This window comes from Erwinia sp. INIA01, from assembly GCF_025947915.1.
GTDB classification, from domain to species: Bacteria; Pseudomonadota; Gammaproteobacteria; order Enterobacterales; family Enterobacteriaceae; genus Erwinia; species Erwinia coffeiphila.
Genome location: NZ_JAPDNC010000004.1, coordinates 350,163 through 364,798, shown reverse-complemented (window position 1 = coordinate 364,798; position 14,636 = coordinate 350,163). Strand labels below are relative to the sequence as shown.

11 protein-coding genes are annotated in these 14,636 nt (G+C 54.7%); 8 read left to right on the top strand and 3 right to left on the bottom strand.

What is annotated here, in order from left to right; translation table 11 throughout:
• Nucleotides 1-78: 78 nt before the first annotated feature.
• Nucleotides 79-582, bottom strand: coding sequence for a DNA starvation/stationary phase protection protein Dps (dps, locus tag OMR58_RS09710; protein ID WP_105593513.1), 504 nt, complete (start codon nucleotides 580-582; stop codon nucleotides 79-81).
• Between the two features lie 352 nt (nucleotides 583-934).
• The gene (rhtA, locus tag OMR58_RS09705) at nucleotides 935-1,831 is read right to left on the bottom strand and encodes a threonine/homoserine exporter RhtA (protein ID WP_200545725.1); all 897 of its coding nucleotides are present in this window, start codon (nucleotides 1,829-1,831) and stop codon (nucleotides 935-937) included.
• Nucleotides 1,832-2,202: 371 nt separating this feature from the next.
• Between rhtA and ompX the strand changes: the two genes are divergently transcribed.
• Entirely contained in the window at nucleotides 2,203-2,712 is a 510-nt protein-coding gene (gene ompX / locus OMR58_RS09700; RefSeq protein ID WP_105593511.1) for an outer membrane protein OmpX, read from the top strand.
• Nucleotides 2,713-2,786: 74 nt separating this feature from the next.
• On the opposite strand, the gene OMR58_RS09695 is transcribed toward ompX, so the two are convergent.
• Nucleotides 2,787-4,367: a phosphoethanolamine transferase gene (locus OMR58_RS09695; RefSeq protein ID WP_264545797.1), complete on the bottom strand. Its 1,581-nt coding sequence runs from the start codon at nucleotides 4,365-4,367 to the stop codon at nucleotides 2,787-2,789.
• A gap of 517 nt (nucleotides 4,368-4,884) precedes the next feature.
• Here OMR58_RS09695 and mntR point away from each other — a divergent pair.
• The 7 genes from mntR (at nucleotide 4,885) to OMR58_RS09660 (ending at nucleotide 14,619) form a co-directional block, all read left to right on the top strand.
• Nucleotides 4,885-5,337 carry a manganese-binding transcriptional regulator MntR gene (mntR, locus tag OMR58_RS09690; protein WP_105593509.1) on the top strand — a complete coding sequence of 151 codons (453 nt, stop codon included), beginning with the start codon at nucleotides 4,885-4,887 and terminating at the stop codon, nucleotides 5,335-5,337.
• A 24-nt stretch (nucleotides 5,338-5,361) separates the two neighbouring features.
• Nucleotides 5,362-6,477 (top strand): SLC13 family permease, encoded by a 1,116-nt coding sequence (locus OMR58_RS09685; protein WP_264545796.1) that lies wholly within the window; start codon nucleotides 5,362-5,364, stop codon nucleotides 6,475-6,477.
• 110 nt (nucleotides 6,478-6,587) lie between these two features.
• Nucleotides 6,588-7,727, top strand: a complete 1,140-nt coding sequence (locus OMR58_RS09680) for an HlyD family secretion protein (protein ID WP_264545795.1) — start codon at nucleotides 6,588-6,590, stop codon at nucleotides 7,725-7,727.
• Nucleotides 7,724-9,292, top strand: a complete 1,569-nt coding sequence (locus OMR58_RS09675) for a DHA2 family efflux MFS transporter permease subunit (protein ID WP_264545794.1) — start codon at nucleotides 7,724-7,726, stop codon at nucleotides 9,290-9,292. Before OMR58_RS09680 ends, OMR58_RS09675 begins: the two co-directional genes overlap by 4 nt.
• A 1-nt stretch (nucleotide 9,293) precedes the next feature.
• A complete protein-coding gene (locus tag OMR58_RS09670; RefSeq protein ID WP_264545793.1) occupies nucleotides 9,294-10,844 on the top strand; it encodes an efflux transporter outer membrane subunit in 1,551 nt (516 codons plus the stop codon).
• 556 nt (nucleotides 10,845-11,400) lie between these two features.
• The gene (locus tag OMR58_RS09665) at nucleotides 11,401-12,891 is read left to right on the top strand and encodes a sugar porter family MFS transporter (RefSeq protein WP_264545792.1); all 1,491 of its coding nucleotides are present in this window, start codon (nucleotides 11,401-11,403) and stop codon (nucleotides 12,889-12,891) included.
• Between the two features lie 135 nt (nucleotides 12,892-13,026).
• Nucleotides 13,027-14,619, top strand: a complete 1,593-nt coding sequence (locus tag OMR58_RS09660) for an ABC-F family ATPase (protein WP_105593503.1) — start codon at nucleotides 13,027-13,029, stop codon at nucleotides 14,617-14,619.
• Nucleotides 14,620-14,636: the final 17 nt, after the last annotated feature.

The window sequence follows — 14,636 nt, the reverse complement described above, 5'->3', positions numbered from 1 at the left end:
GTGTGGGGATAAAAAAAGAGCAGACGGCGTGGCCATCTGCTCTTGTCGGTGGAAGGTATCAACGACGGTGTTTCAGGTTTATTCGATATTGGATTCGATAAACCACAGGAATTTATCCAGATCGCGGGACGCGGCGGTGAAGATATCGGCGCTGTCTTCATCAGACACTTCGCTGATGGCTTTACGCACATCGTTAGCCACTACCGCATAGCGGTCAGCCAGCGCTTTAAGGTGCTCTTGTACGCTGTGAATGTTAAGCGGGTAGCTTTTCAGCGGGGTTCTGTCGTGAACAATCTGCGTGGTGCCAAGGGCAACGCCGCCCAGTTGAACCACGCGTTCGGCGATAGTATCCTGGTGATCGGTAATCGCGGTGCGGAATCCATCCAGCATTTCGTGAACGGCGATAAAGTTGGCGCCGCGCATGTTCCAGTGTGCCTGCTTGGTGATCAGGGACAGGTCGATGAATTCGGTAACCAGACGATTAAGCACCTCAATGGTGGCTTTTTTCTCGTCATCGGCCACATCGTTACGGGTGTAAATCAGATCAGAAGATTTTGCTTTAACCAGTTTAGCGGTACTCATCATTAATATCCTCTTAATAGTCAGGTTGTCCTGTTAATTGACGGGAATAAGTATAGCACCGTTTTTTAAAGCTGCATTAAAGGTGGTTCCTATCGCTTTAATAGTGCGTGATGAGTTGATTTGGCGGGTATTTATTTGTTTTTTTCAGGGCGGATAATATTAACAAGAATGATTTTTATTTTCTTTTTTTATGCAGGTCGTTGAATTACATGGCTGTTTTTGTTTTTCATCTAAATGGTCATTCTTTGTAATTAATAATTAACGATTATTTTCATGTTAATTTATTGTTACTTTACAAAATAATATATCGATGAATTTCCCGCTTCGTTCTGGCAAAGCGGGAACATGTTCATTATTCGCGGTTCTCATTGACCGGCACGATTTTCGCCTTTGCCGGACGCAGAGTCATGGTCGAACCTGCCGATGCCACGATGATCGCCAGCAGCGCCAGCCACTGTACCAGGCTCAGTACTTCCCCCAGGAAAAGAATGCCGGAGATCGCTGCCATTGCCGGTTCCAGACTCATCAGAGTGCCAAACGTGCGTGCAGGCATGCGGGTCAGCGCCACCATCTCAAGCGAGTAGGGCAGCGCGCTGGAAAGGACGGCAATCGCCAGGCCAATCGGGATCAGCGACAGCGCCCAGCCGCCGCTGTTGGCAAAGGTAATGCCTAGCGGAACAAACACCAGTGCGCCGATCAGCGAACCCATAGCGGCGGTAGCCGGTCCGTGCTGGCTGCCCGCACGCTTGCCGGTAATGATATATACCGCCCACAGCGCACCTGCGCCGAGGGCAAGCAGCGCGCCGACGGGATCGACGCTGCTGACGTTTTCACCCAGCGGCAGCAGGAAAACCAGTCCCAGCAGCGCCAGTACCACCCAAAGGAAATCCAGCGGGCGGCGCGAGCTGGCCAGCGCCAGTGCCAGCGGCCCGGTAAACTCCAGCGCCACAGCAATGCCCAGCGGTACCGTGCGGATCGATAAGTAAAACAGATAGTTCATGCCGCCCAGCGACAGGCCGTAAATAATCAGCGGCAGGATCTGGCTGCGCTGGAAGCGCAGACGCCAGGGTTTAAATACGATGCAGAGGATTAACGTACCCAGCCCGAGGCGAAGTGCGGTAATACCCGGTGCGCCAACCAGCGGGAAAAGTGATTTTGCCAGTGCTGCCCCACCCTGAATTGACGTCATTGCGATCAGTAAAAGCAGGACCGGAAGCCAGATGGAATTTTTTAACTGTTGAGGGGACATCCTTAATCTCAGTCCTTATGTTCCGTTGTTAGTTGTTAACAGATGTAGAACGACAGTCTACTTGAATGACGACGATAATCTCAGCTTGCCGCGCTAAAAAATAAACGGAAGCTAAAGAAAACAAAAGAGTTAGGTAAAGAACTGTCAGGTTTCAATTAGGATTACTCTCAATGAACCTTTTTTTACAGGGGATAAAATAGCGAGCTGTGTCGCATAAATATAAGAAAAATGAATAACATATAAACTTTCATTAACTTTCTGTTACACCAAATATTCCGTTAGACAATGAAAATAGGGCGGAGTTTCTCACTATATTTTGTTATATTTTTAGCGTTGTCAGGATAGAAGTACTTTTTACATTTGAGGTGGTTATGAAAAAAATTGCATGTCTTTCCGCACTGGCTTGCGTTCTGGCAGTATCTGCTGGTTCAGCAATGGCACAAAGCACCGTTACCGCTGGTTATGCACAGAGCGACTACCAGGGAATTGCTAACAAAGCGAACGGTTTCAACCTGAAATACCGCTACGAAAACGGCAGCGATCCGCTGGGTTGGATTGGTTCTTTCACTTACACCGAGAAAGACCGTACTGACGCAGGCGATTACATCAAAGGCCAGTACTACGGCTTCACCGGTGGCCCGGCTTACCGTCTGAACGACTGGGCAAGCATCTACGGCGTTGTAGGTATCGGCTACGGTAAATACCAGTACAACGAACCAAACCGCGAAAAATATGATTCAAGCGACGTAGGCTTCTCCTACGGTGCAGGCCTGCAGTTCAACCCAATCCAGAACGTTGCTCTGGACGTGGGCTACGAGCAGAGCCGTATCCGCAGCGTTGACGTGGGTACCTGGACTGCTGGCGTAGGCTACAGCTTCTAAGTTGCCTTTGCCCGATTTGCTTCGGCGAATCTGCGCTGATAAATCCGCCCTTCGGGGCGGATTTTTTTTGGCTGCTATTTGGCGAAAGGGTCCTGCTTCAGCTGGCTGAACGGCAGGCGCTTGAGGGCAAAGTTGGTAACCTGAATCGCCGGGCCCTTGTCGTTAGAAATAAACCGATAGGTGGGGGTTATCTCTTTGGCACTGATGCCGGCCCACTGCGAAAACAGCAGCAAAAAGTCATTCGCCGAACGCGGCTGGCTGATGACCTGGTGGCGGCTGTCGTTGCTGGAGCTGATAAACATCGGCACCTCAAAATTCTGCCGGTACTTGTCATCGTGCGTCAGATACTCGTTGCGCGTGCCTTTTTCCTTAAACGCCAGACCGTGGTCGGAGAAATACATCAGCGAGAAACTCAGCCCGCTGCCGTGCAGCTGTTGCCACAGCTGGCTGAGAAAACCGTCGGTCTGCGTGATGCTGTACAGGTAGCAGGAGGTTTCACTGGAGTGCAGATGCTCCACGAAGCGCCCGCGAGTGCGATCGCAGGCTTTCGGGTGCGATCCTACCAGGTGGTACACCAGCAGGCGCGGTTTTTCCACCGGCCTGGCCAGCGCCGCGGCGGTAAAGCCCAGCAGATCTTCATCCCGCGTATTTTTATCCGCTTCAAAATCGCCCTGCTTGAGGAAATGCACCGTCTTCGCGCGGCGGGCGATACTGGCAATCGGCGTATCAAACTGCCCAATCTGCCCCTGATTCGACAGCCACCAGGTATCAAAGCCCGCACGGTTCGCCAGGCTGATAATATTGTTCTGGTACTGCGGCTGGCCGTTGACGACCTGATTCAGCGTCAGCCCCAGCGATTTCTGCGTGGAGGAGGCCGCGGATGTGTACTGGCTGAAAAACTGGCCGTTCAGCTGGCTGGCAAAAGGGGTGTTATCCCAGCGACCGCCAAAAGCGCCCATCGCATCACGACGCGCACTTTCGCCGATCACAATAACGTAAATTTGCCGATCGGGTTTGACCCCCAGCAGATGCCAGTCATCCTGCAGCGTGGCAAGCTGATTCATGCGGTCGATCTCTTTATCCACCGACACTTTGCTTTCAATCGTATCTTTCACGAAGCGCACCAGCGGATAGCCGGCATCTTTCAGATTGAATACGCCACCGGTGAGCTGGTTCAGCACCGGCTGGGTGAGCCAGGCCACCACGACGAAAGCCAGACAGGCGCTCTCACGATGCCCCCACCTGGCCTTTGGCTCGGGTTTGCGCTTCAGCGACAGTAAACCGGCGGCGATAATCGCCAGGCCAATCGCATAATCGTGCAGCGGGAAAATCATCAGCACCTCGCTGGCTTCTTCCGCATTGGTGGCGTGCAGGGCGAGCAGGGTGTTGAAATTGGGTGGGCCATAAACCTGACCAAACGGATAATAGAAGCCGGCGACCAACGTAGTTAGCACCAGTAGGATCTTTTGCCCACGAGGCAGTACGCGGGCAAGCAGCATCAACAGCGCGGTAAAGGCAAAAAGATAAAGCCACTGCAAAACGTAGCCAAATGCCTGGTTAATCATAAAGGAAAGCAGAAAATACAGCCCGGTATACGGGCTCAGTAAGCCACGGTAGCGGCTTAACGAAGCGGTTCTCAGCAGGGTCAGGTTCATACTCAATTCTTATAGAAAACGCTATAGCTCACCGCTTCAGATTGACTGAAGGGGCAGACCGCCTGATACAGATCGTCAGAAATGGGGGGCAGGTGAAGGGAGGGACCCGATCGGCCGGCACTCTTTACGAAAGGCTGGGAAGATAGTCGTTGTTTTAGCTGAAGGCAACCAGCAATATGAATAAGTTATGTGAAGCAGTATACAAAATGAATACGGACGGGGAAGGGATCAAGAGGCCGGGGTTGCCGGCCTGTTATTCAGCAGCATGTCCAGCAGCATCAGCCGCAGGGTGAACGGTGAACGACTTAATAGTTTCAACAGTAGCGGTACTCTCATTTTAAGCCCCTCCCAAACGTCAGGGTATGAACGAATTATCAACAGATATAGCACAGGCTATATCCCATAGCCAGAGCTAATACGCTAAATTTTGTGCTTCTTTGAGCTTCGTTTACAATGTCAGACGAACAGACCGCTGCACGCTGGTAAAAAGCAGCGGTGGATAATAAGAGGAAGCTGAATGAGTCGTCGCGCAAAAGTAGCAGTGCCCGCGCCACTGAAAGATATTGAAGAGCATGTCGAAGGCTTCCGCCAGGTACGTGAAGCCCATCGCCGTGAATTAATCGATGACTATGTTGAGCTGATTTCCGATCTGATCCGCGAGTTCGGAGAGGCCCGGCAGGTGGATATGGCTGCCCGTCTTGGGGTTTCACAGCCAACGGTGGCAAAAATGTTGAAACGGCTGGCAACCGCTGGCCTGGTGGAGCAGGTCCCCTATCGTGGCGTCTTCCTGACCCCGGAAGGTGAAAAGCTGGCGGAAGAGAGCCGCGAACGTCACCATATCGTTGAGACATTCCTGCTGGCGTTAGGTATCAGCCCGGATACCGCCCGCCGCGATGCCGAAGGGATTGAGCATCACGTCAGCGACGAGACGTTAGCTATTTTCCAGAAGTTTAGCGAAAGCCGTAAGTAATCTACTTCAACTCTGCGAGCCAGCATGACAACCCTGCTCAGGCCTTTTTTGCACGATCGTTTTCTGCATCTGTTAGTGGTTCTGGGCCTGTTGCTGGCCTGCTTTGTTCCTTTCTCCCTGGCCGAACTGCCCCGAGCAGTTGACTGGCCGACGATGATCACCCTCTGTGGTCTGTTAATGCTGACCAAAGGCATTGAGGCCAGCGGCTATTTCGATGCATTAGGACGACGTCTGGTGCAGGGCTTTCACCATCAGCGCCAGCTGGCGCTGTTTCTGGTGGCCGCCGCCGCGCTGCTGTCGACGTTTCTTACCAACGATGTTGCGCTGTTTATTCTCGTTCCCCTGACGCTTTCGCTGCGGAAATATTCGGCGCTGCCTATCGCGCGGCTGATTATCTTTGAAGCGCTGGCGGTGAATGCGGGATCGCTGCTGACGCCGATCGGTAATCCGCAAAATATTTTGCTGTGGCGTCATGGCGATCTGGGTTTCGGCGGATTTATCTGGCAGATGCTGCCGCTGGCGGCGTTGCTGCTGTTGAGTTTGCTGCTGCTAACCGTTTTTTGCTTCCCGGCCAGGCGGATTGAACGCCATCCGCATGAAGACGAGGCCCGCTGGCAGCGTCCTTTGCTGCTCGCCAGCGCGCTGCTTTATGCGGTGTTTATTGCAGCCCTGGAACTGGATCTGGCGGTCTGGGGATTAGGCCTGGTGTTTGCTGTCTTCCTGCTGATGGCGCGGCGTATTCTGCTGACCATCGACTGGAGCCTGCTGGTGGTGTTTATCGCCATGTTTATCGACGTATTTTTACTGACCCGGCTGCCGGTGCTGCATTCGTCGCTGCACGCCGTGGGTCAGCTGCCGCAGCTGGGGCAGTTTCTGCTGGCGGCGGGATTATCTCAGGTGATTAGCAATGTTCCTACCACCATTCTTCTGCTGAGCAGCCTGCCACCTTCGGTGCTGCTGGCCTGGGCGGTGAATATCGGCGGATTTGGATTATTACCGGGATCGCTGGCTAACCTGATCGCACTGCGCATGGCGAAAGATCGCCGCATCTGGTGGCATTTCCATCTTTATTCTATTCCGATGCTGCTGTGGGCGCTGGTCAGCGGCTGGATTCTTCTTTTGATTATTCGTGCTGCCTGAACCCTGGACAGTCTGGTTTCGTCAAGAAAGCCTGGTAATTGTCAATTTACGCTTTATGTTTAGATCAGACTGACTCATTGCGACTTAATTTTGAGTGCGCCTTCTGATCGATGGGAACTATGGCTAATCAAACGACACCAGGCTCGACTGATGAGACACCTCATCAGCATGACCAGCAATCCCCGAACTACGATGACAATGAAGCTCCCCGCAAACGGCCCGGTAAAAAACCACTGATTATCCTCGCGATAGTGGTGGTGGTGATGCTGGTTGTCGCGCTGTGGTTCTGGCTGACAACCCGTAATATTGAAACCACCGATGACGCCTTTACCGAGGCGGACGCCGTGACCATTTCGCCGAAAGCCTCAGGCTACGTCACCGAACTCCGGGTGAAAGATAACCAGCGGGTGAAGAAGGGCGATCTGCTGGTGGTGATCGACCCGCGCGATACCACCGCACAGCAGGCGCAGGCACAGGCACAGCTCAGTTTGGCGCAGGCACAGCTGCATCAGGCACAGGCACAGCTCAGCCTGGCGAAGGTGCAGTATCCGGCGCAAAAAGATCAGGCGCTGGCGCAGCAGGCGCGCGCCGAAGCGAACTATGCGAATGCACTGGCTGATGATAAGCGCCAGCGCAACGTCGATCCGCGCGCAACCTCACAGCGGAATATTGATTCTGCCAGCGCCCAGCTGCGCTCCGCAAAAGCGGAACTGGAAAATGCCAAAGCGCAGGTAGAAGTGGCCTCGCAGGTTGCTCTGCAAATTCGCCAGCAGGAAACCAACGTCGAAGCTCGACAGAGCCAGGTTGAACAGGCGCAGGCGCAGCTGAACGTGGCGAATCTGAACCTCTCTTACACCGAAGTGCGCGCGCCTTATGACGGCTTCGTTACCAAACGTAATGTGCAGGTGGGTACGCTGGTGCAGGCGGGATCGTCACTGTTCTCGCTGGTTTCGCCGGATGTGTGGATCGTCGCTAACTTTAAAGAGTCGCAGCTGCGTCGCATGAAACCGGGCGATAAGGTGGAAATCGGCGTGGATGCCTGGCCGGATCTGAAGCTGGAAGGGCACGTTGACAGTGTGCAGATGGGCTCGGGTTCGCGTTTCTCGGCCTTCCCGTCGGAGAATGCCACCGGTAACTACGTAAAAATCGTACAGCGCGTTCCGGTGAAAATCGTTATCGACAAGGGACTGGACCCGAATCAGCCGCTGCCGATTGGTCTCTCGGTTGAACCGAAGGTGACGGTGGAATGACCCCCGGCCAGAGCTGGAAGCCGTCCAGCAACCCCTGGCTGGTGGCCATGACGGTCACGCTGGCGGTATTTATGGAGATTCTGGATACCACCATCGTCAACGTCGCCCTGCCGCACGTGGCCGGTTCACTTTCTGCCAGCTATGACGAATCCACCTGGGTGCTGACCTCGTACCTTGTAGCCAACGGCATCGTGCTGCCGATCTCTGCCTTCCTCAGCCGCCTGCTGGGGCGCAAGCAGTTCTTCTTGATCTGCATTGTGATGTTCACCGTCTGTTCGTTCCTCTGCGGTATTGCCACTGAGTTGTGGCAGATCATTCTGTTCCGCGTGATGCAGGGCTTCTTTGGCGGTGGCCTGCAGCCGGTGCAGCAGTCGGTGCTGCTGGACTATTTTAAGCCGGAAGATCGCGGCAAAGCGTTTGGTCTTTCTTCGATTGCGGTCATCGTCGCCCCGGTTATGGGCCCGACGCTGGGTGGCTGGATCACCGACAACTACAGCTGGCGCTGGGTGTTCTTCATTAACATCCCGGTAGGGATACTCAGCGTGCTGGCAATTTATCAGCTGCTGGAAGATCCGCCGTGGGAGCGGAAGTGGGCGAAGGGCAAGCTGCGGGTAGATTATATCGGTATCAGCCTGATCACCCTCGGACTGGGCTGCCTGCAGGTGATGATGGATCGCGGTGAAGATGAAGACTGGTTTAATTCCAGCTTTATTGTCACCTTTGGCCTGCTGGCGCTGACCGGCATTGTCGGGGCTATCTACTGGCTGCTGTATGCCAAAAAGCCGGTAGTCGATCTGCACGTGCTCAAGGATCGCAACTTCGCGGTGGCGGGGCTGCTGATGGCGGGGATGGCCGCGATACTTTACGGCAGTTCGGTGGTGATCCCACAGCTCGCACAGCAGGATCTGGGCTATACGGCCACGCTTTCCGGGATGGTGCTATCGCCGGGAGCGGTGCTAATCGTGTTGTCGATCCCGCTGGTCCTGAAGCTGATGCCGCTGATACAAACCCGGCTGATTATCGCCTTTGGTTTTACGCTGCTGATGCTGTCGTTTATCTATTCGGCCACGCTGACCCCGGATATCGACTTCACGACGCTGGTGATGATGCGCAGCGCGCAAACCATCGGTCTGGGCTTCCTGTTTGTGCCCCTGACCACGATTGCCTTTGTCACTATCCCGCAGCGGCTTAACGCCGACGCCTCGGCGCTGTTTACCATGTTCCGTAACGTGGCCGGTTCGATCGGCATTTCGCTGTCAACGGCGATGATAACCGAGCGAACCCAGGCGCGCAGTGCGGAAATGGTGCATAACATGACGCCGCTTAACGAGCCGTTTAATCTTACCGTAGAGCGCTGGACGCAGGGCGTGCGTGACTTTGTCCATATGGCGGGCGATCCGATCGCCATCGCCACCGGGCAGCTCTACCAGCAGATGATCGTGCAGGCGAGGTTCCTCGCCTATATTGACGTCTTTATGGGCCTGAGCATTGTGGCCCTGATCCTGATTCCATTTTGTCTATTGCTGTCGCCAATTAAGAGCGAAGGCAGTGCGGGAGCACACTGACATGCACGTTTATTTCCCTCTGGCCCGTTCGCGAACGGCAATGCTGGTGGCTGCCGTGCTGGCGCTGAGCGCCTGTGCCGTTGGCCCGGATTACCAGGCACCCAAACCCTCCACACCGGGCAGCTTTAACAGCATGCAGTCGGGCAGCGCATCGCGCCCGCAGGCAACGGCGGTCAACGCCAGCTGGTGGAAATCCTTTAACGATCCGCAGCTGGACAGCCTGATTGAGCGGGCGATTGCCGGGAACCTGTCGCTACAGCAGGCGGTACTGCGCATTGCCGGTGCGCGTCAGCAGCTGAGCCAGGCACGCGGAGCTTGGGCTCCTTCCGTGAACGGCAACGCCAGATTTAACCGCCAGCAGTTGGGCATCAAAGGCGAGCTGGAGTCCGAAGGGGTTTATGATCGCGTTGATCAAATTGATACCGATACCGACTTAAAACCGGTGCTGGACAGTCTGTCTAAACCGGTCGGCCTGTACCAGGGCAGCTTTGATGCCTCCTGGGAGCTGGATATGTGGGGCAAAGTCCGTCGTCAGGTTGAGATGGCCGGTGCGCAGCAGCAGCAGTCGATAGAAAGCCGCAACGACGCGCTGGTGTCGCTGGAGGCCGAAGTGGCCCGGGCCTATCTGCAACTGCGCGGCGCGCAGGCGATCACCGCCACGCTCCAGACGCAAATCACCGTTGCGCAGCAGACGCTGGAGCTGACTCAGAGCCAGCAGCGTAACGGGCTGGCACCGCAAACCAACGTGGAGAACGCCCGCGCCCAGTACAACCTGCTGCGTTCTCAGCTGCCGCAGTACGAAGCGCAGATCCATCAGGCGATGAACGGACTGGCGGTGCTAACCGGTCGCGTACCCGGCGCGCTGGATGGCGAACTGGCGGCCAGCAAAGCGTTCCCATCGCTGCCGCAGGTGGTGCCGGTCGGCATCCCTGCCACGCTGGCCCGCCGTCGCCCCGATGTGCGCGAGGCGGAAGCCAGCCTGCATGCCGCCACGGCGAATATCGGCGTGTCGGTGGCCGAGCTGTTCCCCAGCGTGTCGCTGACCGGGCAGTTTGGTATGCGCAACAGCGATGCGGGCTATCTGGATAACTGGAGCAGCCACTTCTACAGCTACGGTCCGTCCGTCTCCATCCCGATATTTCAGGGGGGGCGTCTGGTATCGAGCGTTAAAGTGGCACGTGCACAGCAGGCCAGCGCCGCGCTGGGCTACCGGCAAACTGTGTTGACCGCGCTGCAGGATGTGGAAAACGCGCTGGTCAGCTACCGCAGCGATCAGCAGCAGGTGGTCGGTCTGGATGAAACGGTAAAAGCACAGCAGTCGGCGTTCAATCTGGCGAGCGACAGTTACCGCCAGGGGATCTCTTCGTTTATTGAGGCGCTCGACGCCCAGCGTCAGCTGGCGCAGGCGCAGCAGCAGGCCGAGCAGGCGAGGGTGCAGACCGGTCTGGATCTGGTTGCACTGTATAAAGCGCTGGGCGGCGGCTGGGAAAATTACCAGAACGTCAGCCTGCCGGAATATTCCGTATTTGGCCCGGCAGAAACCCCACAGTAATATTGCCTTCCCCACAGCCCCCTTTTCGGGGGCTAATCACTTTCCGTGTTAATCCCTTCCTGTCGCTGCCGGACAGTTGTTATATCCGCACAGGTTTAATCCCTGTTTTAATTCCGGTTATCTCCCATAACCCTCACTCCACAAGATAAAAGTGATAGCGATGATGATGAAATGATAAATAAACCATCACCTGCATAACTAATTGATTTTTAATTGATTTAAATATATTTTTGGTTGATTTTTATTGAGAGGATGAATGATAGATAGCTATCACCTCTATTTTGTAATGAAATTTATATTCTCTTTTGTTGTGATGTGAAATGAAACTGCAGGCATATTATCGGGCCAGTTCAACCTTAAAAGCGGATTAATGAGCGATGCGTCACAAATTAAAGGCAGTAATGGGATCAGTTTCTCAAAATTTAATTTTCATTGTTAATTAAAATGAAAAAAATGATCTAAATTGGTTATGCAGACGGTTGTTGTTAAAACAAGGTTGAGTTTTACCGCTCTGTCCCCTTACCAACCAGGTCGTTAAGAGGTCATTGAAGTCGCTATGGCAAAAGAACAATATATAACCGCTAACCGTGCGTCAGGTCCCAACAGCAACACCAAAACAGAACCCCTTGTTAAAGTGATTGCCGCAATCGCTACTTTAGGTGGCCTGCTGTTTGGCTATGACACCGGCGTTATTTCCGGAGCCCTGCTGTTTATGGGTGACGAGTTACACCTTACCCCCTTCACTACCGGACTGGTTACCAGTTCACTGCTGTTTGGTGCGGCATTTGGCGCACTGTTCTCCGGTCATTTTGCCGCCGCCGTAGGCCGCAGAAAGATCATTATTACCCTGGCGATTATTTTCGCGATGGGATCGATAGGCACCGCGCTGGCCCCTGACGTGGAGTGGATGATCTTCTTCCGCGTGGTTTTAGGCGTTGCCGTCGGCGGCGCGTCGGCCACGGTGCCGGTGTATATCGCGGAAATTGCACCCGCCAACAAGCGCGGGCAGCTGGTGACGATTCAGGAGCTGATGATCGTTTCCGGTCAGATGCTGGCCTATATCTCCAACGCCGGGTTTAACGCGGCCTGGGGCGGGCATGATACCTGGCGCTGGATGCTGTTCGTTGCCACGGTTCCCGCCGTACTGTTGTGGTTCGGCATGATGTTTATGCCGGATACGCCACGCTGGTACGCGATGAAAGGGCGGCTGGCCGAAGCGCGCAAGGTGCTGGAGCGGACGCGAGCGAAGGAAGACGTTGAATGGGAGCTGGAGGAAATAACCGAGACTCTGGAAGAGGAAGACCGCCAGCAGACGCGTTCCAGCGTTCGGGAACTGAGAAAGCCCTGGCTGTTTAAACTGTTCCTGATCGGCGTGGGCATTGCGGTAATTCAGCAAACCTCGGGCGTGAACACCATCATGTACTACGCGCCAACGATGCTGAAAGCGGTAGGCATGAGCACCGATGCGGCACTGTTCGCCACCATTGCCAACGGCGCAATCTCCGTCATCATGACCTTTGTCGGCATCTGGCTGCTGGGTCGTATTGGCCGCCGCACGCTGGTGAAAATCGGCCAGTTTGGCTGCACCGCCTGCCTGTTCTTTATCGGCGCGGTGAGCTACTTCATGCCGGAAACCATCAACGGCGAGGTGGATGTTCTGCGCAGCTATATGGTGCTGCTGGGCATGCTGATGTTTTTAAGCTTCCAGCAGGGTGCGCTGTCTCCGGTCACCTGGTTATTGCTTTCGGAGATCTTCCCAACCCGCCTGCGCGGCGTTTTTATGGGCGGCGCGGTGTTCGCGATGTGGATTGCCAACTTCCTTATTTCTCTGGCCTTCCCGCTTCTGCTCGCCAGCGTGGGCCTCTCCGGTGCTTTCTTTATCTTCGGTCTGATAGGCGTTTGCGGCGCGCTGTTCGTGATTAAGTGCGTGCCGGAAACCCGTAACCGCAGCCTGGAGCAGATTGAACACTATCTGCACGACTGGTTGAGTAACGATGAAGATGCCGCAACGCTGGCTCCAGCGAAGCATAAAGCGGAAAGTCACTAAGCCTATGGCCGGGTACTCACCCGGCCTTTTTACCTCCGCGCCCGCCTGCCGCACCAGTACACTGTATTCGCCGCGCCGTTTTTGGCATAATGCGCGCTGACTCACATCCTCATTACGTAAAATAAAGGCAATCCTGTGCTAGTTTCCAGCAACGTCACCATGCAGTTTGGCAGTAAGCCGCTGTTCGAAAACATTTCTGTCAAATTTGGCGGTGGCAACCGCTACGGTCTGATCGGTGCCAACGGCAGCGGTAAGTCCACCTTTATGAAAATTCTGGGTGGCGATCTGGTGCCTTCTGCCGGTAACGTCTCCATCGATCCTAACGAGCGTATTGGTAAGCTGCGTCAGGACCAGTTCGCCTTCGAACAGTATTCGGTGCTGGATACGGTCATCATGGGCCACGTAGAACTGTGGGCGGTGAAGGAAGAGCGCGACCGTATTTATGCGCTGCCGGAAATGAGCGAAGAAGATGGCTATAAAGTTGCCGATCTTGAAGAAAAATACGGCGAAATGGACGGTTATACCGCTGAAGCACGCGCCGGTGAACTGCTGCTGGGCGTGGGTATTCCGCTGGAGCAGCACTACGGTCCGATGAGCGAAGTCGCCCCCGGCTGGAAACTGCGTGTGCTGCTGGCGCAGGCGCTGTTCTCTAACCCGGAAATTCTGCTGCTTGACGAACCAACGAACAACCTGGACATCGATACCATTCGCTGGCTGGAGCAGGTGCTGAACGAGCGTAACAGCACCATGATCATTATTTCGCACGACCGTCACTTCCTGAATATGGTCTGCACGCATATGGCTGACCTGGACTACGGTGAACTGCGTGTTTATCCGGGTAACTATGACGAATACATGACGGCCGCCACTCAGGCGCGTGAACGTCTGCTGTCTGATAACGCCAAGAAGAAGGCGCAGATCAACGAACTGCAGTCCTTCGTCAGCCGCTTCAGCGCCAACGCCTCGAAATCCCGTCAGGCAACCTCTCGCGCCAAGCAGATTGATAAGATCAAGCTGGAAGAGGTCAAAGCCTCCAGCCGTCAGAACCCGTTTATCCGCTTTGAACAGGATAAAAAGCTGTTCCGTAATGCGCTGACGCTTGAAGCGGTCACCAAAGGTTTTGATAACGGTCCGCTGTTTAAAAACCTGAATATGCTGCTGGAAGTGGGTGAAAAGCTGGCGATCCTCGGCCCGAACGGTATTGGTAAAACCACCCTGCTGAAAACGCTGGTGGGTGAACTGGCTGCGGATAGCGGCACCGTGAAATGGTCTGAAAACGCGCAGGTTGGCTACTACGCGCAGGACCACGCCCATGACTTCAGCGACGATCTTACCGTATTCGACTGGATGAGCCAGTGGAAGCAGGAAGGGGACGACGAGCAGGCGGTTCGCAGCATTCTCGGTCGTCTGTTGTTTAGTCAGGACGATATCAAGAAGCCTGCTAAAGTGCTTTCGGGTGGGGAAAAAGGGCGCATGCTGTTTGGCAAGCTGATGATGCAGAAGCCGAATATCCTGATTATGGATGAACCGACCAACCACCTCGATATGGAATCTATCGAAGCGCTGAACATGGCGCTGGAGATGTACGAAGGAACGCTGATCTTCGTTTCTCACGACCGTGAGTTCGTCAGCTCGCTGGCGACCCGCGTCATTGAAATGGCACCGGGCAAGATCACTGACTTCACCGGCAACTACGAAGACTACCTGCGCAGCCAGGGTATCGTCTAAATTGCCGTTCGTGGGCC

Coding starts and splice junctions, on each gene's coding strand:
- rhtA (WP_200545725.1), bottom strand. CDS start 1,831: ATGTCCCCTCAACAGTTAAAAAATTCCATCTGGCTTCCGGTCCTGCTT.
- OMR58_RS09695 (WP_264545797.1), bottom strand. CDS start 4,367: ATGAACCTGACCCTGCTGAGAACCGCTTCGTTAAGCCGCTACCGTGGC.
- OMR58_RS09670 (WP_264545793.1), top strand. CDS start 9,294: ATGCACGTTTATTTCCCTCTGGCCCGTTCGCGAACGGCAATGCTGGTG.
- OMR58_RS09685 (WP_264545796.1), top strand. CDS start 5,362: ATGACAACCCTGCTCAGGCCTTTTTTGCACGATCGTTTTCTGCATCTG.
- mntR (WP_105593509.1), top strand. CDS start 4,885: ATGAGTCGTCGCGCAAAAGTAGCAGTGCCCGCGCCACTGAAAGATATT.
- ompX (WP_105593511.1), top strand. CDS start 2,203: ATGAAAAAAATTGCATGTCTTTCCGCACTGGCTTGCGTTCTGGCAGTA.
- dps (WP_105593513.1), bottom strand. CDS start 582: ATGAGTACCGCTAAACTGGTTAAAGCAAAATCTTCTGATCTGATTTAC.
- OMR58_RS09675 (WP_264545794.1), top strand. CDS start 7,724: ATGACCCCCGGCCAGAGCTGGAAGCCGTCCAGCAACCCCTGGCTGGTG.
- OMR58_RS09665 (WP_264545792.1), top strand. CDS start 11,401: ATGGCAAAAGAACAATATATAACCGCTAACCGTGCGTCAGGTCCCAAC.
- OMR58_RS09680 (WP_264545795.1), top strand. CDS start 6,588: ATGGGAACTATGGCTAATCAAACGACACCAGGCTCGACTGATGAGACA.